Raw genomic sequence first — 20,828 nt, forward strand, 5'->3', positions numbered from 1 at the left:
TGATAAAGGTGAACTGATTTACCTGAGATGCGACGGGGAGAAATTCAATCACTGTAACGAGCGCAAAATAACCAGAGACACTGCGGGCGAGCCGTTGGTGTTCATCGTTCCCTACCGGTTCTGGAGGGAGCATCGAGATTGCGCGATCCGTGTTTCCTATTCAGTCGAGTACCTTGACGGCACCCGCCAGCAATCCGCAGTGACACGGGTTCAAGTGCAGTCCCTGATGGGGTTTTGATTGCCATTTGCCCTCCAGTCTTCCCATGAAGGCCGGAGGGCGAAAGGATGATGCCAATTATCGGGCGTTGTTTGATGCCCGCAGCCGATCTGCCGCATCAAGCAACAGTCGTTCTGTCCCGGTCCAGCCGAGACAGCCATCGGTCACTGACACACCGTATTGCAATGACGAACTCAACGGCTGGCAGCCCTCGAACAAATGGCTCTCGATCATCATGCCGATCAGCGAACGATCACCTTGCAGGCGTTGTTCAAGTACATCCTTGAACACGGCTGGCTGGTTCAACGGGTTTTTGCCGCTGTTGGCGTGACTGCAATCGACCATGATACGAGCCGGAATCTTGAGCCTGGTCAGGTCGCTGTTCACCTGGGCAACGCTGGCGCCGTCGTAGTTCGGCCCGCGATGGCCGCCGCGCAATACCAGGTGAGTGTCCGCATTGCCCGGTGTTTGAATGATCGCCGGATGTCCTTGGCTATCGACACCGAAATGGCGATGGGGGTGAGCCGCGGAGCGCATGGCGTCGCTGGCGACACCGACACCACCGTCAGTCCCGTTCTTGAACCCTACAGGCATGCCCAGGCCGCTGGCCATTTCCCGATGGATCTGCGACTCCGTCGTGCGTGCACCAATTGCCACCCAACTCAGCAGGTCGTCGAAGTAACCGGCGGCCATCGGTTGCAGCAGTTCGGTGGCCACGGGCAAGCCCAGGCGGAGCATCTCGCGCATCAACTCACGTGACAGCGTCAGGCCACCGGCCATGTCATCGCTGCCATCGAGGTGCGGGTCGTAGGCCAGGCCTTTCCAGCCAACCGTGGTACGGGGTTTTTCGACGTAGGCACGCATCACCAGCAACATTTGATCGCTGACTTCGGAGGCGAGGCGGGCAAGGTTGTCGGCGTATTCGAGGGCTGATTTCGGATCGTGTATCGAGCAGGGGCCGACGATGACCAGCAGACGGGAATCTTCACCGTTGAGGATCGCGCGAACCGCCTGACGGTGGGCGGCAACTTGCTGGGTCAGGACGTTGCTGAGGGGTAATTGCTGTTTGAGTTGCAATGAACTGGGCAGACGCAGGGTCAGCGCTTCATTGGCAGGGCTCATGGTGGACAGCGGCAGTGCGCAGACGGACGAATTCATATTCAAGGCTTCCTGGGCAGGTGGCGGGTTCGTGCCCGCGCGCTCGGCCCTACTGGGGTGTTCGACAATTGGCCGAATTGGCTGCGTGTGTGTGCTTGCCACCTGTGGGTGACCGATCGGAGGCGGCAGGCTGTCCCGAGCGGAGGGTGGTAAATCGCCAGGCGGTAAAACTGTCGTGACGGTAATAAGTGGCGTAGTTCATGTGCTGAATCCCCTAAATGTCTGGTGTGTCGCTAAAAGTGTTGGGACTGAAAAAACAAAACCCCCGGTCGGGAGGCCGACCGGGGGTTGAGAATTCTCTGGTGGCGACCCGTTTAAAGTGGGCGCCGTGTGGGTATCAGGCGCGCCAGTGGCTAAACCAATACCCAAAATAAAAGCTGACCGGAGCACAACCGACGTTCACCCGGGCAGCCGCAACCGAGCGCGGGGCGCTGGCGGTACGAAGCTGTAAGAGGGTGCTGAACATGGTCTGTCTCCGATGGATGGGTCGAGCTTACTAGAGGCCGGTACGCAGATTCAATCAGAAAATGCTATTGGCCAACGACCACGCTTTCTATCGCTTGAGTGCCCCGAAGGTTGTGACACACTCAGCGCCTCAAAAAAAAACACATCGTCACAAGGACGCACCATGACGGTACTGTCCCTCGCAGTGGGGTTGGAATGATGGAATGCCAATGGCGTCCGGCAACACTGGATGACCTGAGTTTCGCCCGCGAACTGACCTGTAGAGGCATGCTGCGCTACTACATTGAGCATGATCTGCTGTGGCAGGACGAGGCGTTTGATGTGGCCTGGGCAGGGCGCGACAACCGGTTGATCGTATGCGGCGAAAATGTCGTGGGTTATGTCAGTCTGAGTCGTGATGCCAGAGCCTTGTACATCCGCGAATTGCATATTGTCGAAGCGTTTCGTGGGCAGGGCACTGGAGCCTGGGCGATCGATCAGGTGCTGGCTCTGGCGTGCCAGGAGCGGCGTCCGGCGTTGCGCCTGACGGTTTTCGAAAACAACTCGGCGCAAGCGTTGTACGAGCGCAAGGGATTAAGGGTGGTGGGCAAGGACGAATGTTTCTTGAGGATGCAGCTGGGTATTTCCGATCGGGATTGCTGCAACACGCCTGCAACAGCCCTTTCAAGATGAATTGAAACTTTTAATCTGACGCTTTCCGCTAGGTCTGCCAGATGCTTTTTTGCTAAGGTGTCTGGTAATCCAATAAGACCATATCGCGAGGTGTCTGCTTGATTAGGGTGCTAGTTGTCGATGACCATGATCTCGTTCGTACAGGCATTACACGAATGCTGGCTGACATCGATGGCCTGCAAGTAGTCGGCCAGGCCGAGTCGGGAGAGGAATCCCTGCTCAAGGCGCGTGAGCTGAAACCCGATGTGGTGCTGATGGACGTCAAGATGCCGGGTATCGGCGGTCTTGAAGCCACTCGCAAATTATTGCGCAGTCATCCGGATATCAAAGTCGTCGCGGTGACAGTCTGTGAAGAGGACCCGTTTCCTACGCGGCTGTTGCAGGCAGGGGCGGCAGGGTACCTGACCAAAGGGGCAGGTTTGCCGGAAATGGTCCAGGCCATCCGCCTGGTATTCGCCGGACAACGCTACATCAGCCCGCAAATTGCCCAGCAGCTGGCGATCAAGTCCTTCCAGCCCACCAACGATTCGCCTTTCGATGCCTTGTCGGAGCGGGAAATCCAGATCGCGCTGATGATCGTCGGCTGCCAGAAAGTACAGATTATTTCCGATAAGTTGTGCCTGTCCCCGAAAACCGTGAACACCTACCGTTACCGCATCTTCGAAAAGCTTTCGATCAGCAGTGATGTCGAATTGACGCTGTTGGCGGTTCGTCACGGTATGGTCGACGCCAGCCTCTGAAAATGAACGACACCTTTGATCCGAGCGCCTTTCTGTCGACCGTTAGCGGGCGCCCCGGCGTGTACCGCATGTTCGACAGCGAAGCGCGGTTGCTCTACGTCGGCAAGGCAAAGAACCTCAAGAATCGCCTGTCGAGCTACTTTCGCAAGACCGGGCTCGCCCCCAAGACCGCCGCACTGGTAGCGCGTATCGCCCAGATCGAAACGACGATCACGGCCAACGAAACCGAAGCCTTGCTGCTTGAGCAGACGCTGATCAAGGAATGGCGCCCGCCCTACAACATCCTGCTGCGCGACGATAAATCCTACCCCTATGTCTTTCTCTCCGATGGAGAGTTTCCGCGACTGAGCATTCATCGCGGCGCGAAAAAGGCCAAGGGTAAATATTTCGGTCCTTACCCGAGTGCTGGCGCGATTCGCGAAAGCCTGAGCCTGCTGCAAAAGACGTTTTTCGTTCGGCAATGTGAAGACAGTTTTTACAAGAACCGCACCCGTCCTTGCCTGCAATACCAGATCAAGCGCTGCAAGGCGCCCTGCGTCGGGCTGGTGGAGCCCCAGGTGTACGCCGAAGATGTGCGCCACTCGGTGATGTTTCTTGAGGGGCGCAGCAATGCTCTGACAGACGAGTTGTCCGCCGGGATGGAAGAGGCGGCGATCAATCTCGAGTTCGAACGAGCAGCCGAGTTGCGGGACCAGATTGCGTTACTGCGCCGGGTTCAGGATCAGCAGAGCATGGAAGGCGGGACCGGGGACGTCGATGTGATTGCCGCCTTCGTCAACCCGGGCGGTGCCTGTGTTCACTTGATCAGCGTGCGGGGCGGGCGGGTACTGGGAAGCAAGAACTTCTTCCCCCAGGTTGGTATTGAAGAAGACGTCAGCGAAGTCATGGCCGCGTTTCTCGGCCAGTACTTCATCAGCAGTCCTGAGCGCGACTTGCCAAGTGAACTGATCGTCAACGTGGTCCACGATGACTTTCCCACTCTGATCGCGGCCATCGACGAGTTGCGCGGTCGTGAACTGACCATCAGCCATCGTGTGCGTGGTACGCGGGCGCGCTGGCAACAATTGGCGGTGACCAATGCCGAGCAGGCACTGAGTGCGCGCCTGGCGAATCGTCAGCACATTACGGAACGCTTCGATGCGCTGGCGCAAGTGCTGAAGCTCGATGAGCCTCCACAACGACTGGAATGCTACGACATCAGTCATTCCAGTGGCGAGGCGACGGTGGCGTCCTGCGTGGTCTTCGGCCCCGAAGGCCCGATCAAATCCGATTACCGCCGGTATAACATCGAGGGCGTTACGGCCGGCGATGACTACGCGGCGATGCATCAGGCGTTGACCCGACGCTTCAGCAAGCTGAAGGACGGGGAGGGCAAACTGCCGGATATCCTGTTGGTGGATGGCGGTAAAGGCCAGTTGTCCATGGCCCGCGACGTGCTCGATGAATTGGCCGTGCCTGATTTGATTCTGCTGGGCGTCGCAAAAGGCGCAACACGCAAGGCCGGTTTCGAAACCCTGTACCTGAACGACGCTGCACATGAGTTCACCTTGCGCGGCGATTCTCCTGCGTTGCACCTGATCCAGCAGATTCGCGACGAAGCCCACCGATTTGCCATCACCGGGCACCGCGCCCGGCGTGGAAAAACCCGTCGGACGTCTACACTGGAAGGCGTCGCCGGCGTCGGACCAACACGCCGGCGGGATTTGTTGAAACATTTTGGTGGATTGCAGGAGCTGTCTCGTGCAAGCATCGAAGAAATTGCCAAAGCCCCCGGGATCAGTAAAAAGCTCGCAGAGTTGATTTATGCAAATCTGCACAGCGAGTAGAATGCCCCCTCACCTCGTAGCCAGTTGTGCCGATGAATATCCCTAATCTGATTACCGTTCTACGCGTTCTGCTCATACCGATCTTCATTTTGCTGTTCTACCYGCCTTACCAGTGGAGCTACCTGGCCTCCGCCTCGGTCTTCGCATTCGCTGCCGCCACCGACTGGCTGGACGGGTACCTGGCCCGCCGCCTGGAACAAAGCACACCGTTCGGGGCATTCCTCGATCCGGTTGCCGACAAGCTGATGGTTGCGGTTGCACTGGTGCTGTTGGTGCAGGAACACGGAAACCTGTGGCTCACGCTGCCTGCTGCCGTGATCATCGGTCGCGAGATTGTCGTCTCGGCGCTGCGCGAATGGATGGCCGAACTGGGTGCTCGTGCCCACGTCGCCGTATCGAACCTGGGCAAATGGAAAACCGCCGCGCAAATGCTGGCGCTGGTGATCCTGCTGGCCAATTCCAAGGAATTCAGTTTCTGGGTCTTGCTGGGTTATACGCTGCTGATGGTGTCGGCTGGCCTGACTTTGTGGTCGATGGTCCAGTACTTGCGGGCTGCCTGGCCACATCTGAAGACCGACGTTGAAAAGAAATAAAACTTTTTTGAATCAAAGGGTTGACGGGGCTTCTGGATTCTATAGAATGCGCCACACCAAGACGCGGGAATAGCTCAGTTGGTAGAGCACGACCTTGCCAAGGTCGGGGTCGCGAGTTCGAGTCTCGTTTCCCGCTCCAAGTTTGTACGCATTTGATGTTGTGCTACTAGACACCAAATGTTTTGAGGCCGAGTAGCAAAATGGTTATGCAGCGGATTGCAAATCCGCCTACGCCGGTTCGATTCCGACCTCGGCCTCCACTAATAAACGAGCTCCGTAGATCTATGATTTACGGAGCTTTTTTATTTGCACTAGCCTGCAAGATTTAGTCTTGAAAAGGGTATTTGCGAACTTGCTTCACCGGGGCGGGATGTATATATTTCCACCTCTGCTGCACAAGCGTCAGAACTGCCAGATCGTTATTTGACAGAACCTGGACGTTTCACCGCGCTACCGCCCGAATGGCGAAACTGGTAGACGCATGGGACTTAAAATCCCCCGCTCGTAAGGGCGTGCCGGTTCGATTCCGGCTTCGGGCACCATGAATATCAAGGGCTTGCGTGAGATACCTCATGCAGGCCCTTAGTTTTTTATTGCCGCAATTTTTGAATCTTGCCGCAATTCCTATTTTGTCGACGTGACTTTCTTACCTTTCCGATTGCGGATGTAGTGCTCGGTCATCACAACGGTGGTGTGGCCTAGTTGGTCCATCGCCTCTCGAATGTTGCCAGTCGACTCTTCCTTATCAGTAGCTGCTTTTGCCCGCAAATCGCACATTTGGAAGTCGGCTTTGTCGATCCCAGCTTTCTCCCTTGCCAGATCAAATCCCCCTCTTAGCATTGATTAGGTCAGTCGTTGGCGACTATCGATTACGACCAAACGAGTGGACCGAACCTTGGAAAAAAGGGACTGGAAAAAAGGGACGGATTTATTTTTCGCACCTGCGTAGAGAAATAAATCCGTCCCCTTTTTTTCATTGTCCGTACCGGCTTTGGCGCGTAAATCACGCGTTTGAAACTCGGACTTCGCAACAGATCCAGCTGGAAGTTCAGGAGCGAGCGCAGCGCCTCCAGTTGCGAGGGCTTCGTCGTAATCCGCCAAGCCCCTGAATTACTTCTCGAGCTCAGGGCTATTTAAGACCCATATCAACCTTTCACTGGTTGGGCTGAGGTACTAGAAAAGCATTTTCCAGATCGACACTCTCCGCCATCGCCTTGTTGCCAGCATCGCCGGGATGCAGGTGGTCTCCCGAATCAATCAGCGGCAGCAGGCGAGTGGGGTGTTCAGGATCGCGGGTCAACAGATCGAAGTCGATCACTGCGTCGAAGGCGTGACTGGTTCGTATCCAGTGGTTGACTGCCTGGCGCAGTTGTTCTTTTTCCGCGCTGTGATAATTCTTCACGATCGTTCCATCCAGCGCGCCTTCGAAGGGCATCAGCGTTGTTCCAATGATGCGAATGTTGTTCAGGCGCGCTTGATCGATCAGTTGACGATAGCCAGCAATCAGTTTTTCCTTGGGCGGCACGAGCCTGTCTGGTTCGAAGGAACTGCCCGGCCAACTGATGTCATTGATGCCAAGCATCAGAATCACCGTTTTTACCCCGGGTTTGGCCAGCACATCCCGCTCGAAACGTGCCAGCGCGCTGACCCCCATGCCATCCTCGAGCAGGCGAGCCCCGGAGATGCCGGCGTTGAGTACGGCGAGCTTCTGTGTGATCAAGCGCTGCGCGAGGAAGTCCGGCCAGCGTCGATTGCTGTCCAGGGTCGAGCCATTGCCATCGGTAATGGAGTCGCCGAGCACCACGAGTGCACGGGTGTCGAGCGGTGCGTCCACCAGAATGTCACTGAGAAACAGCCGCGCCTCCACCTGCTCGCGACCTTCCAGCCGCTGGGCGTCGACGTGCTTTCCTGGCGTGATAAATGCCGTTTGTTTGCCATCCCAGTGGAAGGTCGTCAACGGCGTGTGCTGCGGCAGATAAAGAGAGATCGCAAGCTCGCTGAGTGCTGGCACTGCCAGGTCTATCGGGTCACTGATCCGCGTTTCGCCCGCAGCGATGCTGACCTGCTCCTGATTGCTGAACGTCACACTGTGCCCGGAGCCCGCGCGAATGTGATCGATACCCTCTATGAAGGCGACACGGGCGGCACCGATGACCAGCGGTTGCCGGCCGTATTCGTTAGAGACCACCACGCGTATACGGCTACCGCCGCTGCTGATGCGCACTTTCTGGTGGATCGTGCTATCGGTCAGTGCTTGAGGAATTCGCGTGGGCAGCGGCAACTCATTGCCCCAGGTGGGTTGAGGGCTGGCCATCCAGGTGGTGACCCAGTTTTCCGTTGCCATGACAGGGCCTGCGGCAAGCAGGGCAGTCAATGCGAGAGACAAGGGTATTCTCGAGCGAAGGGCAGTCATCCAGGTTTCTCCTTGGGCGGTAATGGTTCAGGAAGGCCAGATTGGTCTATTCAAAATGAGTGTGATAGAAGGGAAAATCCCATACAGCCCATTCCTGAATCGAATACCGATGGACAATCTTAAAGCGATGCAGTGTTTCGTCCGCGCCGTCGAGCTAGGAAGCCTGTCATCTGCCGCCCGTGAGTCGGGCAGCACCCAGCCCACGGTCAGCAAGCTGATCGCCGCTCTGGAAAAACAATTGGGAGCCCGCCTGCTGATTCGGGGCACGACCGGGCTGACACCTACCGAACCGGGAAAGCGTTTCTACGAGCGTGCCAAAGGCGTGCTGGAGGAGTACAGCGAAGCTGTTGCGGAGGTGCGCGGTCTGACTGAACGCCCCGAGGGTTTACTACGCATCAACGTTCCGGTCAGCCTTGGGGTGTTGCGTTTGAATGCGTTGCTGTTGTCGTTCATGGAGCAGTACCCGGCCATTGACGTGGAGCTGATCCTCAATGATCGTTTCGTCGACCTCACTGAGGAAAATGTCGACCTGGCCCTGCGCCTGGGCGGCAGCTTGCCACCGAACGCCGTCGCCCGACGCATAGCGACCTCACCGCGGTATCTGGTGGCAGCCCCTGAATACCTGCGTCAGCATTCCCCCTTGAAAAGCCCGGCAGACCTGAATGACCACAATTTCCTGCGGTTTGCGTGGTTGACCGCAGGCGATCGTCTGGAACTCAATGGCCCTCTGGGTGAGCAGGTAAGCGTCACGATTCAGGGGCGCTATCGAACCAACAGCTCATTGGCCATTCGCGACGGTCTTCTGCAGGGCGCCGGGCTCTGCATCACCCCGGCCTGGCTTGTCAGCGACCTGCTTGAAAGCGGGCAGTTGGTACGTGTTCTGCCCGAGTGGAATGGCCCGCCAAACGACGCTTTTCTGATTTATCCCGAGCGCCGCTACCGCCCACTGCGTACGCGATTACTGATGCAATATCTAGCCGAGCGGGTGGGGCAGTTACCTGGGTTTGAGCCCTAGAAAAACCTCTATCGACGCGAACCGCGTTGGATCACAGAGCGAGAGGCATACGGCCTTCTACGCCAAGGAACGCGCTAGCTCGGCGAGTCGACCTAAGCGTGCGGATCTCGAATGTGCCGTCGTCTGCGTTGAAAAAAGTCGGAAAAAGCCCGTTGACACTCATAAATTCTTACACTTAGGATCAGGGTTCTTCAGGGAGCAACAACCGGGTCAGGGAATGACCGGTCCGCCGTAATGGCATGCGTGCCACAGGCACATCCTTCGACAAGACTTCCTGCATTTCCTGTAGGAAAGCATCCTGTTATCTGATTTTGATTTTGTCCTTGATTAGGGGGCTGGTTTTTCATTTGACTCACGAAAGACAGCGCTACCCCGGAAGTGGGTGCCTCAAGCGAACTGCCGAATATTTTGCCGTGCGCAAGCCCGCCTCTGCGTTACCTGTTTAACGTTTACCGACGCGGCCGCTGTGTTTGCCTCGCACTTATGAAGCGGTCAGTCCAACTATTCACAAGGAACTGAATATGTTTGTTCGTAGCATTCGCGATGTCGAGAAAACCGATTTTTTCGTCGAGTGGGGGTCCGGCACTAGCCACCGCCTGCTGACTGTTCGACGGGCCAGTCGTTTCCATCCAACGAGTAACGAGACGACAGGCTTTTTTCAGACCTGTTGAGTGACTGTGCGGAGTTGACGATATGAAATTGTTCAGTCCGTTGCTTCAGCGGCCCGTAGCCTTGCTGTGGGGAGGGTTGGCGCTCTCTTCGATCGGTGACGAACTCTTCGCGATTGCCATCGCCTGGATGGCGGTGCAGATCGCCGGAACCGATGCAAGCTGGCTCAGTGCTTTACGCGGTGCTGCCGCGTTGGCAGGTGCTTTGCTGGGGGGGATATGGGCGGAGCGCTGGGACCACCGTCGCACGATGATCGGCGCCGACCTGGCTCGGGCCGGGCTTGCCTTGATTCCGGTGCTTGCTTGGGGGCTCGGCATCATGAGTCTGTGGATGCTGGCGGTGCCGCTCATGCTCATGATGATCGTCAACTCGTTGTTCGAGCCGGCGTTGCGCGCCAGTCTTCCGCGGATTGCCGCGGCGCCGGACCAGCTGCAATCGGTCAACGCGCTGTTCGATGCGATCATCCGGGTCGCCCGGGTGATCGGGCCAATGCTGGCAGCGGCGATTACGCTGCTGATTCCGATCGAGCATCTGTTTACCCTGAACAGCATCACCTTCCTGATCTCCGCGTGGGCGGTCATGAAGCTGGGCGAAGCGCTGCCGCGCCAACCTGTCAAGGCAACAAGCCGGCGTGCCGGATTTACCGCCGGTTGGAGAAGTCTTGCGGGACGTCGCCAGATGCAGGCGGTGTATGTGTGTGCGGGACTGGGCAATGTTGCCTGGAGCGTGGGTATATCGATCGGCATGGCGCTGGCCGTCGTCAAATACGATATCCAGGGATTCGGCGTACAGGGTTTTGCTGCCTACGGCCTGATCATGGGGGCATACGGGGCAGGGAACCTGGTCTCCATTTTTGTTGTGGGCAATCTGCAGATCCGCCGCTTGTATCACGGGTTTACCTTCGGCTCCGTGGTCAACGGCCTGGGCATTGCGATCATCGGTGCGGCCGTGCTGTACCTGCCACCGGAACACGTCCTGACGGGGATGATGGTTGGCGCAAGTCTTGCGGCACTCGGCGGGCCACTGATCGACATCTCATTCATTCTGCTCATTCAAACCCGGTTCAGGCAAAGCGAAATCGCCGGGCTGGCAAGGCTGCGCTTTGCCACGCTGGGTGCGTCGATTCTGATTGCCGGTGCCTGCGGTGCTGCGCTGTATGCCCGTTTTGAAACCGGCCTGGTGATTGTCGGTGCCGGAATTTTCGAAGTGATCGTGGGGGCAATTGTGCTACTCGTCCCCAAGGATAACGAAGCCGTACAGGCGAACAAGGAAGAAGGCGCTCCGTTGTCGTCGTCATCCTTGGAAGATGGCAGCGAGGTGGCCAGATGAAACAGTTCCATGACTATGTAAAAGACCACGCCGAGCGAACGCCGGACAAGATTGCGCTGACCATCAGTGGCCGAAAGATCACCTACGGAGCGTTGGACGAACTCGCCTGCGTGGTAGCCCGGCAGTTAGTGGGCACAGGGATGGTGGCGAGTGATCGGGTCGCACTTCATGCACCCACTTCCATCGAAACCATTGCCTGGGAAAAAAGGGACGCCCATTAGCCGGTCTCAAGTCAAGGCTAAAAGCCCACTCGCCCTGCAGCTTTTAACTGCAGGGTTTCCCGTTATCTCAACCTGACTGGTTGAACCCGTCGAACCCGTTTCCTCATCATTGGCTACGACCGAGTCGTACCTGACACCAAGCCGTCGAGGGGACGCAAGGTCCCCTCGGTAGCCACCCTTCAGTCAGTCACAGAACCCTGCGGTATTCTCCCGGCGAAACTGTCCACCAGGCTCGCCACCACCATTTCTCCCATCCGCGTGCGGGTCTGCAGCGTCGCACTGGCGCGATGGGGCTGCAGTACCACGTTCTCGTTGCCGAACAGTGTCTCGGGGACGTTCGGTTCATCGACAAACACATCCAGCGCCGCGCCCGCGATCTCGCCAGCGGCAAGCGCCGCGACCAGATCGACCTCGTTGACCAGCTTGCCCCGCGCCACGTTGATCAGATACCCGTCCTTGCCCAGTGCCTGCAGCACCTCGGCATTGATGATGGCTTCTGTCTTGTCGGCAGCGGCCGCGAGAATCAGCGCATCACTGTTGCTGGCCAGCTGCTTCAGATCGGCGATGAAAGTGTGGTTCACATCGCTCATCGGCTGCAGATCGGTGTAACTGATCGGGCAGCCGAACGCTGCGGCCCGGGTCGCCACGGCACGGCCGACCCGGCCCATGCCGACGATGCCGATGCGCATGCCCGACACCTGACGCGCCAACGGCAACGGGGCCAACGGTGTCGGGCTATGGGGCCATTGCCCCGAACGCACATAACGATCACTGGTGCACAGACCCCGACACACAGCAATCAACAAGCCGATGGCCAGGTCGGCGACATCTTCGGTCAGCGCGCCGATGGTTGCGGTCACGCGGATCCCGCGATCCCTGGCGTAAGCCAGGTCCACCGCATCGGTGCCAACGCCATTGACCGCCACCACTTCCAGTTTGGGTAACTGGGCCATCAGCGCCTGGCTGATCCCGGTATGCCCGCCGGTGATCACCCCGCGAATGTTCGCGCCGTGTTCCTGCAAATAAGCCTGCTTGTCGGCCTGCTGGAAGTAACGTCTGACGGTAAACAACTCATCGAGCCGTGCGTTGATTTCGGGGATCAGGATCGGGCTGAGCTGCAAGACTTCTGGCTTCATGTAAACCTCGCGTAACAGAATAAAAAGTCCGGTTTAACCGCGACCGGCAAACGGCATGGCGCTGGCCATGACGGTCATGTTCAGGACGTTCGCCTCCAGCGGCAGAGCGGCGATGTAGCGCACGGCATCGGCCACATGCTTGACGTCCACCATCGGCTCCACCGCGATGGTGCCGTTGGCCTGGCGCACGCCTTTGGTCATGCGCACCGACATTTCGGTCAAGGCGTTGCCGATGTCGATCTGGCTGCAGGCGATGTTGAATTCGCGCCCGTCCAGGGCCAGGGATTTGCTCAGTCCCAACACCGCATGTTTGCTGGCGGTGTAGGCGCTGCTGAACGGGCGTGGGGTATGGGCTGAGATTGAGCCGTTATTGATGATGCGTCCGCCCTGTGGCTGTTGCCGGCGCATCTGTGCGAAGGCACCACGGGCGCAGAGGAAAACACCGTTCAGGTTGGTGTCGATCACGTTGCGCCACTGCTCGAACGTCAGTTCATCGAGCGGCACGGCAGGGGCGTTGACTCCGGCATTGTTGAACACCACGTCGAGGCGTCCGTATACCTCGGTAATGGTGGCAAATAGCGCATCGACACTGGCCGGGTCGCGCACATCGGTGGGCACCGCCAACGCTTCGTGTCCCTCGCTGAGCGCCAATTCGACCAATGCCTGTAAAGGCTCTGGCCGACGACCAGCCAATACCAGGGTAAATCCGTCGGCCATCAGAGCCAGGGCCACGGCGCGGCCGATTCCGCTACCGGCGCCGCTCACCAGGGCCACTTTCAATGGACTGTTCATGTTGTTATCTCCTTTTTCAATTCACGAGGGCGGAAGCCGGGTTCAAGGTCGCTGACCGACGCGCATTTCCAGTTGGCCGATGCCATCGATCCCGGCGTTGATGATGTCGCCGGGTTGCAACACATCGACGCCTGCCGGGCTGCCGGTCATGATCAGGTCACCGGCCCGCAGCGCCACCGACTGCGAGATGCGGCTGATGATTTCACTGACCGACCAGATCTGGCTGTCGAGGCTGTCGCGCTGGCGCTCTTCGCCGTTGACGTTCAGCCACAAATCGCCGTCCGGGTGTCCGGCGCGAGTGACTGGCACGATGGCGGTCATCGGCGCGGCGCCGTCGAACACCTTGGCACCTTCCCACGGCAAGCCATTGCTCTTGGCCGCTCGCTGTACATCACGACGGGTCAGGTCAAGCCCGGCGGCGTAGCCCCAGACATAGGCCAGCGCCTGACTCTCCGGAATATTGGCGCCACCTTCTCCAATGGCGACGACCAATTCGATTTCGTGGGCAAACTCTTCGGTCAGCGGCGGGAACGCCACTTCACCCAACGCATCCACCACGTTGCTCGCCGGCTTCATGAAAAACACGGGTGGCTGGCGGGACTGACCCTGGGTGTCTGGCCAAGGGTAGTTGCGGCCGACGCAAAATACCCGGCCAACGGGGAAACGCTGCTGGCTGCCGGCAACTGGCAAGGTCACAGGTAAATCCGGAGTGAAAACGTATTCGGTCATAGTCATTTTTGTCGTGGTCCTGTTGGAAGCATCAGCCTACGGCGGCTTCGTTTTGCGAAGTTGGACGAAAGCCGCCTCGTGTTGGAGAAAAACGCTTTTCTGCGCTCATGTTTTCCGGACTTAGCGTGCCTTGAGCTCGATGCGATACAAGCGACCGAGCAACAACGAATAGGACAGGGTGCCAATCAGCGCCACGCCGCCAATGAACCAGAAGGCGTAGGCAAACGAGCCTGTCGCGTGGACGATGCCGCCAATCACGATCGGGGTGACGATCCCGCCGATGTTGGCGGCCAGGCTGGTAATCCCGCCGGTCAGGCCGATCAGTTCCTTGGGCGCGACTTCCGATACGGCTGCCCACGATGACGAGGCAATCCCTTGGGCGAAGAAAGCAATGGTCAGCACGGCAATGCAGATCACGTTCGAGTCGGTGAAATTCACCAGGACGATCGACATGCCCAGCATCGATCCGACCACCAAGGGCAACTTGCGCGCGAAGGACATTGAATAGCCGCGTCGTATCAGCAGGTCGGAGACGATGCCGGCCAGCAGAATGCCGACCGTTGCACCCACGAACGGCAGCACCGCGAAGATCCCGGCCTTGATCATGGTCAGCTTGCGTTCCTCGATCAGGTATGTCGGGAACCAGGTCAGGAAGAAGTACAACGCCGAGGTGCTGGCGAACTTGCCGATGCAAATCGCCCAGATCTGCCGATAACTGAACAGCTCGGCGATCTGCCGCCAGTTGAACCGGGTGCGTTCCTGACTGCTCTTGACCAGTCCACCCCCGGCTTCGATGTACTTCAGCTCTTCCTGGCTGACGTTCTTGCAGTTCAACGGATCGCGGTACAGGTACAGCCAGATCACACCGAACACAATGCCAAGTATCCCGGTGCTGTAGAAAACATGGCGCCAGTCATAGGTCGTGGCCAGCCATAACAGCACGCCGGTAAACAGTGCCGTGCCCAGATATTGGCCGCACACGTAAATGCTGCTGGCCAGGCCTCGTTCACGGGCCGGGAACCACACCGTGACCGCTCGGCTGTTGGCCGGAAACGCTGGAGCCTCCATGGTACCGACCGCCAGGCGCAGCCCGAACAGCGAAGCGAATCCTGTGGCAAAGCCTTGGCACACGGTGACCGTCGACCAACTGATCAGCGATACACCGTAGGTGAACCGGGAACCGAAGCGATCGGCGATGAACCCGGCGGGGACCAAGGCCAGTGCGTAGGTCCAGGCAAACGCGGAAAAAATCAGGCCCATTTCGATCTTGTCCAGGCCCAGATCCTTGGCCATGAACGGTGCGGCAATCGAGATGTTCACGCGGTCGATGTAGTTGATGATGGTCGCAATCAGCAGCAATGACAGCATGAACCAGCGCCGACGCGTCGGCAGTCGCTGAGGCAACAGGGCGTCCCGGGCGCCGGCGCTCACCGACGGCGCGGTGGACGGGGAGGTTTGCGAGTTCGACATGAGTAGACCTTTTTATTGTTAGAAGAATCGAGATGTTCGCGCGCAGCCGAAGCCGATACCCCCAGTGTCGGGGCAGAGCAATCGCTACTTGAATGAGAGGCGCGGACAGCCGCTGTCAGGCGCTCAGATACGCCTTCGGACTGGCTCGATCGGGGGGAGGGTTGGCGAGGGGGAAAAACAGGTTCATCACGTGCGCACCTTTTGATTGTTTTTGGAAGGGTCGGGCTGCATTGACTGTCACAGTGGTCGTACAACCTCCCAAAATCAACTGAGGCGTTAGATCGTTTTTTCTTCTGAAAAAGGCGATTAATGCAGGTGTCCAAGAAAAATCAAATCAGCTCATTTCCTTCGTTATGTGTCATGGTTTTCATAACTATATGTTTATAAAAGAGTAATTGTTTTTGTGTGCTCGTATTTTTTTGGACAGACGACACATCACACACCAATACAATTAATTCTCTGTATTTCGTTGTCATCCTATGACGTGTTGAAGCCAACGGTGTCTGCCTTCACAATCACCGCGGTCGCCGCCTGCATCGCGGCGCGACGACAACCTGTCCATGTACCTGTCGAGGATCCTCAGGCGATGTCGTCACCGAGTCGAGTACCCACTTACGTCATGCAGCAACGCAGTGAGTTGACGGACTTTTACATCCGCGACAAAAAGGGACGGCGCGCCGAAACCAGCCCGCATCGCCATGAGTATTTCCAGATCCAGGTCAACCTCGGTGGCGATACCGTGCAGCACATCGGCAACGTCGAACGTCCGTTTCCGCGCAATACGCTGGCCTTCATCCTGCCGCATCGCGTGCACGTGATTCCGCATCCGGCAGACAGCAACTTCATGGTGATAAATTTTTCCCAGACCTTCCTGCTGCCGCATTTGCAATGCGACCCGATGGACCTGGAGGAAGTCTCGATTCTGTTGGCGCCGGAGTTGTCACCGTTCCGCTTTCAGGAGCATCTGGATTTCATTCTGGCCGATGAGGATTTCAGAAAAGTCTGTGGCTTGATCGAGCAGATGCGCGTGCTCGATGAGAACCGTCAGTTTGGCACCCGCGAGATGCTCAAGGGGTTGTTGCTGCAACTGCTGGGGAGCGTTTGTGCCTTGTATGCCGAGCCGCTCAAACGATTGGCCGAAGAGAATGCCGCCGAAGTCAGCCGGCGCAACGCGCTGAGCAGGATGTCCGAATACTTGCGCAAGAATATTGCCGACCCCGATCTCAATCTGATCAAGGTGGCTGCTGCGACTTACCTGTCACCAACGTACCTGACGCACTGGTTGCGCAAGGAAATCGGCAAGACCTTCACTGAGCTGGTGCTCGAACGCCGGATGCACGCGGCGCGCAATTATCTGCTCAATGGAACAAGGCCGGTGGGGGAGGTGGCGAGGTTGTGCGGCTTTGCCGACGAGGCCTATTTTTCGCGACGCTTCCGCCAGATACACGGCCAGCCACCTGGACAATTCAGGCGTCAGCAGCTCAATCCTGATACGCCGCAATCGCCGTCGAATACGTGATTGAGTGAGCATTTTTATTAAACGGCGCGACTGTTTCGACTGCGCCAGAACTCGCCCGGCGTAGCGCCCATGATTGACTTGTAGACCCGGGTTAGATGCGGCTGGTCGGCGACCCCCGAGGCTATGGCTGCCTCACCCAGACCGATGCCAGTTCATCACGTTACGCATCCGAACGGACTACCCGGTCATGCCCACGCAAAAAGAATCACCTCAGGCATGAAGTCCTTGCAGGGCCTGGCTTTGCAACAGGGACTTACAAAGCAGTCTCTCAATAAGGGTGACGTGGTCAAGATGGATGTCTTCTGAAGTTTTTGCCTGCAACGGCCCGACTCAGGCTCCTTGCGGTAATCGGAGGGCACTTTATGCCCTTATTTTTTTTGAGGGTGCTGGATGAAACAAAGACAAGTTTCGCTGTTGGCTTTGTTGTTTATGTTTTTGACAGGTTGCACGACTACGCCACCCAAAGATCAAGGCAATCTCTGCAGTATTTACCGTGAGTATCCGGACTGGTACGAGGACTCGCTGGAAATGCAGAGTGAATATGGGACGCCTCCACATGTGGCCATGGCGATCATGCAGCAGGAAAGCAGCTTCGTGGCAGATGCATTGCCGCCTCGTGACTATCTGCTTTGGGTAATCCCTTGGGGGCGAGTCAGTTCGGCTTATGGTTATGCGCAGGCTCAAGATCCGGTGTGGGGCGAGTACAAGGGCGATACTGGCAACGGTGGTTCGCGTGACAGCTTCGACGACGCGATCATGTTTATCGGTTGGTACACCACTGGCACCCAGCGTCAGTTGGGGATCTCCAAATGGGACACCTACAATCAGTACCTGGCTTACCACGAAGGGCGTGGGGGCTATAGCCGCAATACCTATCGCAGTAAACCCTGGCTGATGCAGGTTGCCCAGAAAGTGCAAAAGCAGTCAGAGATTTACAGCGCCCAACTCAAGCAGTGCCGCCAGGAGTTGGAAGACGAGCGTAGTGGGTGGTTTTAGCGCGGCAGAGCCATCGATTCCGTTGCCCGGCGTTATCTGAAATCAAGGGTTCGCGAGCGAGCGCTGTGCAAACCCTTGGTTGTTTCCGCTCCATTATTTCTATCTTGATCGTGGTTGCCTGATGCTTCAGGACGCCGGGTCTGCCTTGCGGCGATCGCTGCCGGTCGGGTTGCCGGTATCGATCAGCCTTCTTTCCAGCAGTACGTTTTCCAAAGCCTGGCGGTCTGACGGGTTCATTTGATGTTCTCGCTCCTTGAGTTCCAGCAGAATCGGGGTGGACCACTGGCGGTAGGTTTGTTCGGCACTACGATTGAGTGACATGGGTTTCTCCTTGATCAGGCTCCTGCCAATAAAGGCGTCGCAGTTCGATACGCAAAAAACCCTAGTCGACGAAGCGGGTTCTCGCCACTGCTTTACGTCGGACTTCCATTTCCCCAGATGCCCGTAGCGCCAGTGCGCTGTACGTAGTCGCTAAAGTCGCGTGCCGGCCGACCCAGTGCCCGTTGTACGCCATCGGTCACGGGCGTGTTGCGGCCATCGAGCACAGACGTGAACAGGTACAGCACCAGATCGATCAACTCCGGGGGAAGTTGTTCCTGTTCCAATGCTTGTCGATAGGCATCCGCTGGTACGGCCACGAATTCGATGTTGCGATGGGTGGAGCTGGCGATCTCGGTCACGGCTTCGGCAAAGGTCAACGCCCGAGGACCGGTCAATTCATAGAGCTGGTTGGTATGTCCGGGTTGGGTCAGTGCGGCGACGGCACATTCGGCGATGTCTTCTGCATCGACAAAGGGTTCGGCGATATTGCCGACGGGGAGTGCGAGTTCGCCTTGCAGAATGGGTTCAAGAAAGTGCGCCTCGCTGAAATTCTGGCAGAACCAACTGGCCCGCAGAATCGTCCAGTCAATCCCGCTGTTCTGTACGACACGTTCGGCCTGTTCCGCTTCGATCTCACCGCGCCCGGATAACAAGACCAGTTTGCGGACTCCGCTTTTCACTGCCAGGTCGGTGAACGCCTGAATGGTTTCAAGGGCGCCTGGAACGGCGAGATCAGGTTGGAAGGAAATGTAGACCGCATGAGCGCCATCTATCACCGCGTCCCAGGTTGATCGATCTTCCCAGTCGAAAGGGGGATTCGCATGGCGGGAGCCTTGGCGAACGGCCAGGCCGGCAGCCTCGAGTCGTTGGGTGATTCGCCGCCCGGTTTTGCCCGTGGCGCCAAGGACCAGTGTGATTGGTTGATCGGTTTTCATCACGTTCATCTCCATCGGTTAATGTGAGCGGTGCTCACGTTTAAAAGATGATAGATACTCATGTTTTGTCGTCAACCAGCGGATCGGAGTCCCCGACGGATGGACATCTGTTATTGGGCGTTGGCGGATGCGATGCTAAGGTGAGTACATGTCACGTTATTGACCGGGAAATTCACTCGTGCGCAAAAAGACCCTTGAAGCCCTCGAACAGCCTGCTGTGCAAGCGGCTCGACGCAATCCCACGCAACAACGCAGCCGCGAACGTCAGGAGCGGATTCTGACAGTGGCGACTCAATTGATTGCGGACAAAGGCTGCGACCAACTCAAGATGAGTGAAATTGCCGAGCGTTCCGGGATCTCGATCGGTTCCCTTTATCAGTATTTCCCCGACAAGAGTTCCGTCATCCGCACACTGGCCGAACGCTACAACGCTGAAAGTCGTCGTTGCATTACACAGGCGATGGAGGCTGTCGAGGATGCCCGGGGCTTGCAGGCAGCCTATTCGCAGTTGCTCGATCTGTATTACGAGATCGTGATGGCGACACCGGTGATGCGTGACATCTGGTCCGGCATGCAGGCCGACAAGCAGCTGTTGCAGCTGGAGTTGGGGGAGAGCCGGATTGCCGGAACGCTGCTGGCCCAGGCCATGGTTCGTGTCTTTGCGCAAAGCGATGAGCAGCAGGTTCGGGAATCCGCGTTTTTGATCTGGCACCTGGGCGAGGCGACCATGCGCCTGGCGGTTACTTGTGCGCCAGAGGAAGGGCGAGCTCTGGTCGAGGCGTTCAAGCGCATGTCCCTGCGCGAGGTCATGGAGCCGGCGCGCAAGGGCGTCGACAAGTAATGGGGTTTCTGTTCATGTGTGCCCGCAGCCAGGCCGGGTTGTAAGAAAGGATGGAAATCCAGCGGGCAGCCAAACGTTCGGAGACGTCACTGTCACCGATCATGCTGCCCGAATCAGGCCTGTCCTCGCAGTGCAAATCCGTGACGGATCATCTGAACCTGGGCAGAGGCGGGTCGACAGGTTTGAGTGACGACAGCGTGTGCCGAATCAGCGGCGTGTCCTTCTCGATGTCGTTCAGGCGATCACGAATTCTGAGGGCGGTGGGGTGCCCGCCTTGATGATCGACCCAGTCGGCAATTTCCTTGCAGGCCGCGGCCAAGCGAGCCTGACGGGAGTCCAGCAAGGTGAGCAGGGTGGTGATGGACTCTTTTTCGGACATGGGTGACACCTCCGTTCAAGAAACCTGGGTGTGGCAGCAAAAAGCCCGCCTGGAGCGAGCTTTCTGCCGTTGGGGTCGCTGATCCTTCAACCAATTCAGTATAGACCCGTTAAAAAATGGTAACAGGCCGTCAACTTTGTCGGGCTGTCACTTGTGATTTGGCGTTCAACTGCCGGCAAATGCGTTGGGCGTCTTCTTCAATATCGTAGCCGTCTCCGATGAAGCCTTGGGTTCGGGTATCGGCGATGCGGTACCAGACTGCGGCATCCGGTGGCAGGTGGTCATATTCACCCTCACGGCGGCCATGGATGATGATCCTGTTGCAACGCTTCACGACGAAAATGTCTTCCATGGCGTCTCCGCAGCTGATTCGTGTACAGATCAACTATAGA

20 protein-coding genes, 3 tRNA genes and 2 pseudogenes are annotated in these 20,828 nt (G+C 57.7%); 14 read left to right on the forward strand and 11 right to left on the reverse strand.

The genetic code is table 11. From position 1 onward, the window contains the following. A pseudogene (locus AC1DU9_RS22500) lies at positions 1-238 on the forward strand (hypothetical protein); the annotation flags it as partial. 57 nt (positions 239-295) lie between these two features. On the opposite strand, the gene AC1DU9_RS22505 reads toward AC1DU9_RS22500, so the two are convergent. Then, on the reverse strand, positions 296-1,375 hold the full coding sequence (locus tag AC1DU9_RS22505; protein WP_477810807.1) for a 3-deoxy-7-phosphoheptulonate synthase: 1,080 nt from the start codon (positions 1,373-1,375) through the stop codon (positions 296-298). A gap of 663 nt (positions 1,376-2,038) precedes the next feature. Here AC1DU9_RS22505 and AC1DU9_RS22510 point away from each other — a divergent pair. The 7 genes from AC1DU9_RS22510 to AC1DU9_RS22540 all read left to right on the forward strand — a co-directional run bounded on the left by AC1DU9_RS22510 (position 2,039) and on the right by AC1DU9_RS22540 (position 6,213). Then, positions 2,039-2,512, forward strand: coding sequence for a GNAT family N-acetyltransferase (locus AC1DU9_RS22510; protein WP_477810808.1), 474 nt, complete (start codon positions 2,039-2,041; stop codon positions 2,510-2,512). 98 nt (positions 2,513-2,610) lie between these two features. Beyond that, a complete protein-coding gene (gacA, locus tag AC1DU9_RS22515; RefSeq protein ID WP_008015884.1) occupies positions 2,611-3,252 on the forward strand; it encodes a response regulator transcription factor GacA in 642 nt (213 codons plus the stop codon). 2 nt (positions 3,253-3,254) lie between these two features. Further along, positions 3,255-5,078: an excinuclease ABC subunit UvrC gene (gene uvrC, locus AC1DU9_RS22520; RefSeq protein ID WP_457265947.1), complete on the forward strand. Its 1,824-nt coding sequence runs from the start codon at positions 3,255-3,257 to the stop codon at positions 5,076-5,078. 32 nt (positions 5,079-5,110) lie between these two features. After that, positions 5,111-5,671: a CDP-diacylglycerol--glycerol-3-phosphate 3-phosphatidyltransferase gene (pgsA, locus tag AC1DU9_RS22525; RefSeq protein ID WP_477810809.1), complete on the forward strand. Its 561-nt coding sequence runs from the start codon at positions 5,111-5,113 to the stop codon at positions 5,669-5,671. Between the two features lie 63 nt (positions 5,672-5,734). Further along, positions 5,735-5,810 (forward strand) — tRNA-Gly (locus tag AC1DU9_RS22530). Positions 5,811-5,857: 47 nt separating this feature from the next. Next, a tRNA-Cys gene (locus AC1DU9_RS22535) sits at positions 5,858-5,931 on the forward strand. A gap of 195 nt (positions 5,932-6,126) precedes the next feature. Beyond that, positions 6,127-6,213, forward strand: a tRNA-Leu gene (locus tag AC1DU9_RS22540). A gap of 82 nt (positions 6,214-6,295) precedes the next feature. On the opposite strand, the pseudogene AC1DU9_RS22545 reads toward AC1DU9_RS22540, so the two are convergent. Together AC1DU9_RS22545 and AC1DU9_RS22550 are read right to left on the reverse strand one after the other, a co-directional pair. Further along, positions 6,296-6,568: pseudogene (locus AC1DU9_RS22545) on the reverse strand (tyrosine-type recombinase/integrase); the annotation flags it as partial. A gap of 256 nt (positions 6,569-6,824) precedes the next feature. Then, a complete protein-coding gene (locus tag AC1DU9_RS22550; RefSeq protein ID WP_223463703.1) occupies positions 6,825-8,084 on the reverse strand; it encodes an SGNH/GDSL hydrolase family protein in 1,260 nt (419 codons plus the stop codon). A 109-nt stretch (positions 8,085-8,193) separates the two neighbouring features. Here AC1DU9_RS22550 and AC1DU9_RS22555 point away from each other — a divergent pair, with 109 nt between their 5' ends. From AC1DU9_RS22555 to AC1DU9_RS22565, 3 genes are all read left to right on the forward strand, one after another. Then, positions 8,194-9,099 (forward strand): LysR family transcriptional regulator, encoded by a 906-nt coding sequence (locus tag AC1DU9_RS22555; RefSeq protein ID WP_477810810.1) that lies wholly within the window; start codon positions 8,194-8,196, stop codon positions 9,097-9,099. Between the two features lie 699 nt (positions 9,100-9,798). Next, the gene (locus tag AC1DU9_RS22560) at positions 9,799-11,097 is read left to right on the forward strand and encodes an MFS transporter (protein WP_477810811.1); all 1,299 of its coding nucleotides are present in this window, start codon (positions 9,799-9,801) and stop codon (positions 11,095-11,097) included. Continuing rightward, positions 11,094-11,318, forward strand: a complete 225-nt coding sequence (locus AC1DU9_RS22565; RefSeq protein ID WP_223463707.1) for an AMP-binding protein — start codon at positions 11,094-11,096, stop codon at positions 11,316-11,318. The genes AC1DU9_RS22560 and AC1DU9_RS22565 overlap by 4 nt, the downstream gene beginning before the upstream one ends. 179 nt (positions 11,319-11,497) lie before the next feature. Here the strand turns inward: AC1DU9_RS22565 and AC1DU9_RS22570 are convergent, their stop codons facing one another. From AC1DU9_RS22570 to AC1DU9_RS22585, 4 genes are all read right to left on the reverse strand, one after another. Next, positions 11,498-12,454, reverse strand: a complete 957-nt coding sequence (locus AC1DU9_RS22570) for a 2-hydroxyacid dehydrogenase (protein WP_223463708.1) — start codon at positions 12,452-12,454, stop codon at positions 11,498-11,500. A 33-nt stretch (positions 12,455-12,487) separates the two neighbouring features. Next, on the reverse strand, positions 12,488-13,246 hold the full coding sequence (locus AC1DU9_RS22575) for an SDR family oxidoreductase (RefSeq protein ID WP_223463709.1): 759 nt from the start codon (positions 13,244-13,246) through the stop codon (positions 12,488-12,490). Positions 13,247-13,288: 42 nt separating this feature from the next. Beyond that, a complete protein-coding gene (locus tag AC1DU9_RS22580) occupies positions 13,289-13,981 on the reverse strand; it encodes a fumarylacetoacetate hydrolase family protein (protein WP_223463710.1) in 693 nt (230 codons plus the stop codon). A 114-nt stretch (positions 13,982-14,095) separates the two neighbouring features. Further along, the gene (locus AC1DU9_RS22585; RefSeq protein ID WP_457265953.1) at positions 14,096-15,445 is read right to left on the reverse strand and encodes an MFS transporter; all 1,350 of its coding nucleotides are present in this window, start codon (positions 15,443-15,445) and stop codon (positions 14,096-14,098) included. A gap of 586 nt (positions 15,446-16,031) precedes the next feature. On the opposite strand from AC1DU9_RS22585, the gene AC1DU9_RS22590 reads away from it, so the two are divergent. Together AC1DU9_RS22590 and AC1DU9_RS22595 are read left to right on the forward strand one after the other, a co-directional pair. Next, the gene (locus AC1DU9_RS22590) at positions 16,032-16,964 is read left to right on the forward strand and encodes a helix-turn-helix transcriptional regulator (RefSeq protein WP_457265954.1); all 933 of its coding nucleotides are present in this window, start codon (positions 16,032-16,034) and stop codon (positions 16,962-16,964) included. 390 nt (positions 16,965-17,354) lie between these two features. Further along, positions 17,355-17,960 (forward strand): transglycosylase SLT domain-containing protein, encoded by a 606-nt coding sequence (locus tag AC1DU9_RS22595; RefSeq protein ID WP_457265955.1) that lies wholly within the window; start codon positions 17,355-17,357, stop codon positions 17,958-17,960. A gap of 126 nt (positions 17,961-18,086) precedes the next feature. Here AC1DU9_RS22595 and AC1DU9_RS22600 read toward each other — a convergent pair whose 3' ends face one another. Next, a complete protein-coding gene (locus AC1DU9_RS22600; protein WP_223463714.1) occupies positions 18,087-18,281 on the reverse strand; it encodes a hypothetical protein in 195 nt (64 codons plus the stop codon). 92 nt (positions 18,282-18,373) lie between these two features. Beyond that, positions 18,374-19,216, reverse strand: a complete 843-nt coding sequence (locus AC1DU9_RS22605) for an NAD(P)H-binding protein (RefSeq protein ID WP_223463715.1) — start codon at positions 19,214-19,216, stop codon at positions 18,374-18,376. 178 nt (positions 19,217-19,394) lie between these two features. On the opposite strand from AC1DU9_RS22605, the gene AC1DU9_RS22610 reads away from it, so the two are divergent. Further along, on the forward strand, positions 19,395-20,057 hold the full coding sequence (locus tag AC1DU9_RS22610) for a TetR/AcrR family transcriptional regulator (protein ID WP_223463716.1): 663 nt from the start codon (positions 19,395-19,397) through the stop codon (positions 20,055-20,057). A gap of 148 nt (positions 20,058-20,205) precedes the next feature. Here the strand turns inward: AC1DU9_RS22610 and AC1DU9_RS22615 are convergent, their stop codons facing one another. Further along, positions 20,206-20,436, reverse strand: a complete 231-nt coding sequence (locus AC1DU9_RS22615; protein WP_056724476.1) for a hypothetical protein — start codon at positions 20,434-20,436, stop codon at positions 20,206-20,208. A 130-nt stretch (positions 20,437-20,566) separates the two neighbouring features. Continuing rightward, complete coding sequence (locus tag AC1DU9_RS22620) at positions 20,567-20,788, reverse strand: hypothetical protein (RefSeq protein WP_223463717.1); 222 nt, start codon at positions 20,786-20,788, stop codon at positions 20,567-20,569. Between the last annotated feature and the right edge of the window lie 40 nt (positions 20,789-20,828).

Source organism: Pseudomonas sp. P4_C1 (assembly GCF_056402155.1).

Bases quoted from the DNA above. Each gene is read 5' to 3' on its own strand.
- AC1DU9_RS22505 (WP_477810807.1), bottom strand. From the start codon at position 1,375: ATGAATTCGTCCGTCTGCGCACTGCCGCTGTCCACCATGAGCCCTGCC.
- AC1DU9_RS22620 (WP_223463717.1), bottom strand. From the start codon at position 20,788: ATGGAAGACATTTTCGTCGTGAAGCGTTGCAACAGGATCATCATCCAT.
- AC1DU9_RS22580 (WP_223463710.1), bottom strand. From the start codon at position 13,981: ATGACTATGACCGAATACGTTTTCACTCCGGATTTACCTGTGACCTTG.
- AC1DU9_RS22595 (WP_457265955.1), top strand. From the start codon at position 17,355: ATGAAACAAAGACAAGTTTCGCTGTTGGCTTTGTTGTTTATGTTTTTG.
- AC1DU9_RS22565 (WP_223463707.1), top strand. From the start codon at position 11,094: ATGAAACAGTTCCATGACTATGTAAAAGACCACGCCGAGCGAACGCCG.
- AC1DU9_RS22615 (WP_056724476.1), bottom strand. From the start codon at position 20,436: ATGTCCGAAAAAGAGTCCATCACCACCCTGCTCACCTTGCTGGACTCC.
- AC1DU9_RS22585 (WP_457265953.1), bottom strand. From the start codon at position 15,445: ATGTCGAACTCGCAAACCTCCCCGTCCACCGCGCCGTCGGTGAGCGCC.
- AC1DU9_RS22590 (WP_457265954.1), top strand. From the start codon at position 16,032: ATGTCGTCACCGAGTCGAGTACCCACTTACGTCATGCAGCAACGCAGT.
- AC1DU9_RS22555 (WP_477810810.1), top strand. From the start codon at position 8,194: ATGGACAATCTTAAAGCGATGCAGTGTTTCGTCCGCGCCGTCGAGCTA.
- AC1DU9_RS22510 (WP_477810808.1), top strand. From the start codon at position 2,039: ATGGAATGCCAATGGCGTCCGGCAACACTGGATGACCTGAGTTTCGCC.
- AC1DU9_RS22575 (WP_223463709.1), bottom strand. From the start codon at position 13,246: ATGAACAGTCCATTGAAAGTGGCCCTGGTGAGCGGCGCCGGTAGCGGA.
- AC1DU9_RS22600 (WP_223463714.1), bottom strand. From the start codon at position 18,281: ATGTCACTCAATCGTAGTGCCGAACAAACCTACCGCCAGTGGTCCACC.
- AC1DU9_RS22570 (WP_223463708.1), bottom strand. From the start codon at position 12,454: ATGAAGCCAGAAGTCTTGCAGCTCAGCCCGATCCTGATCCCCGAAATC.
- AC1DU9_RS22605 (WP_223463715.1), bottom strand. From the start codon at position 19,216: ATGAAAACCGATCAACCAATCACACTGGTCCTTGGCGCCACGGGCAAA.
- AC1DU9_RS22550 (WP_223463703.1), bottom strand. From the start codon at position 8,084: ATGACTGCCCTTCGCTCGAGAATACCCTTGTCTCTCGCATTGACTGCC.
- uvrC (WP_457265947.1), top strand. From the start codon at position 3,255: ATGAACGACACCTTTGATCCGAGCGCCTTTCTGTCGACCGTTAGCGGG.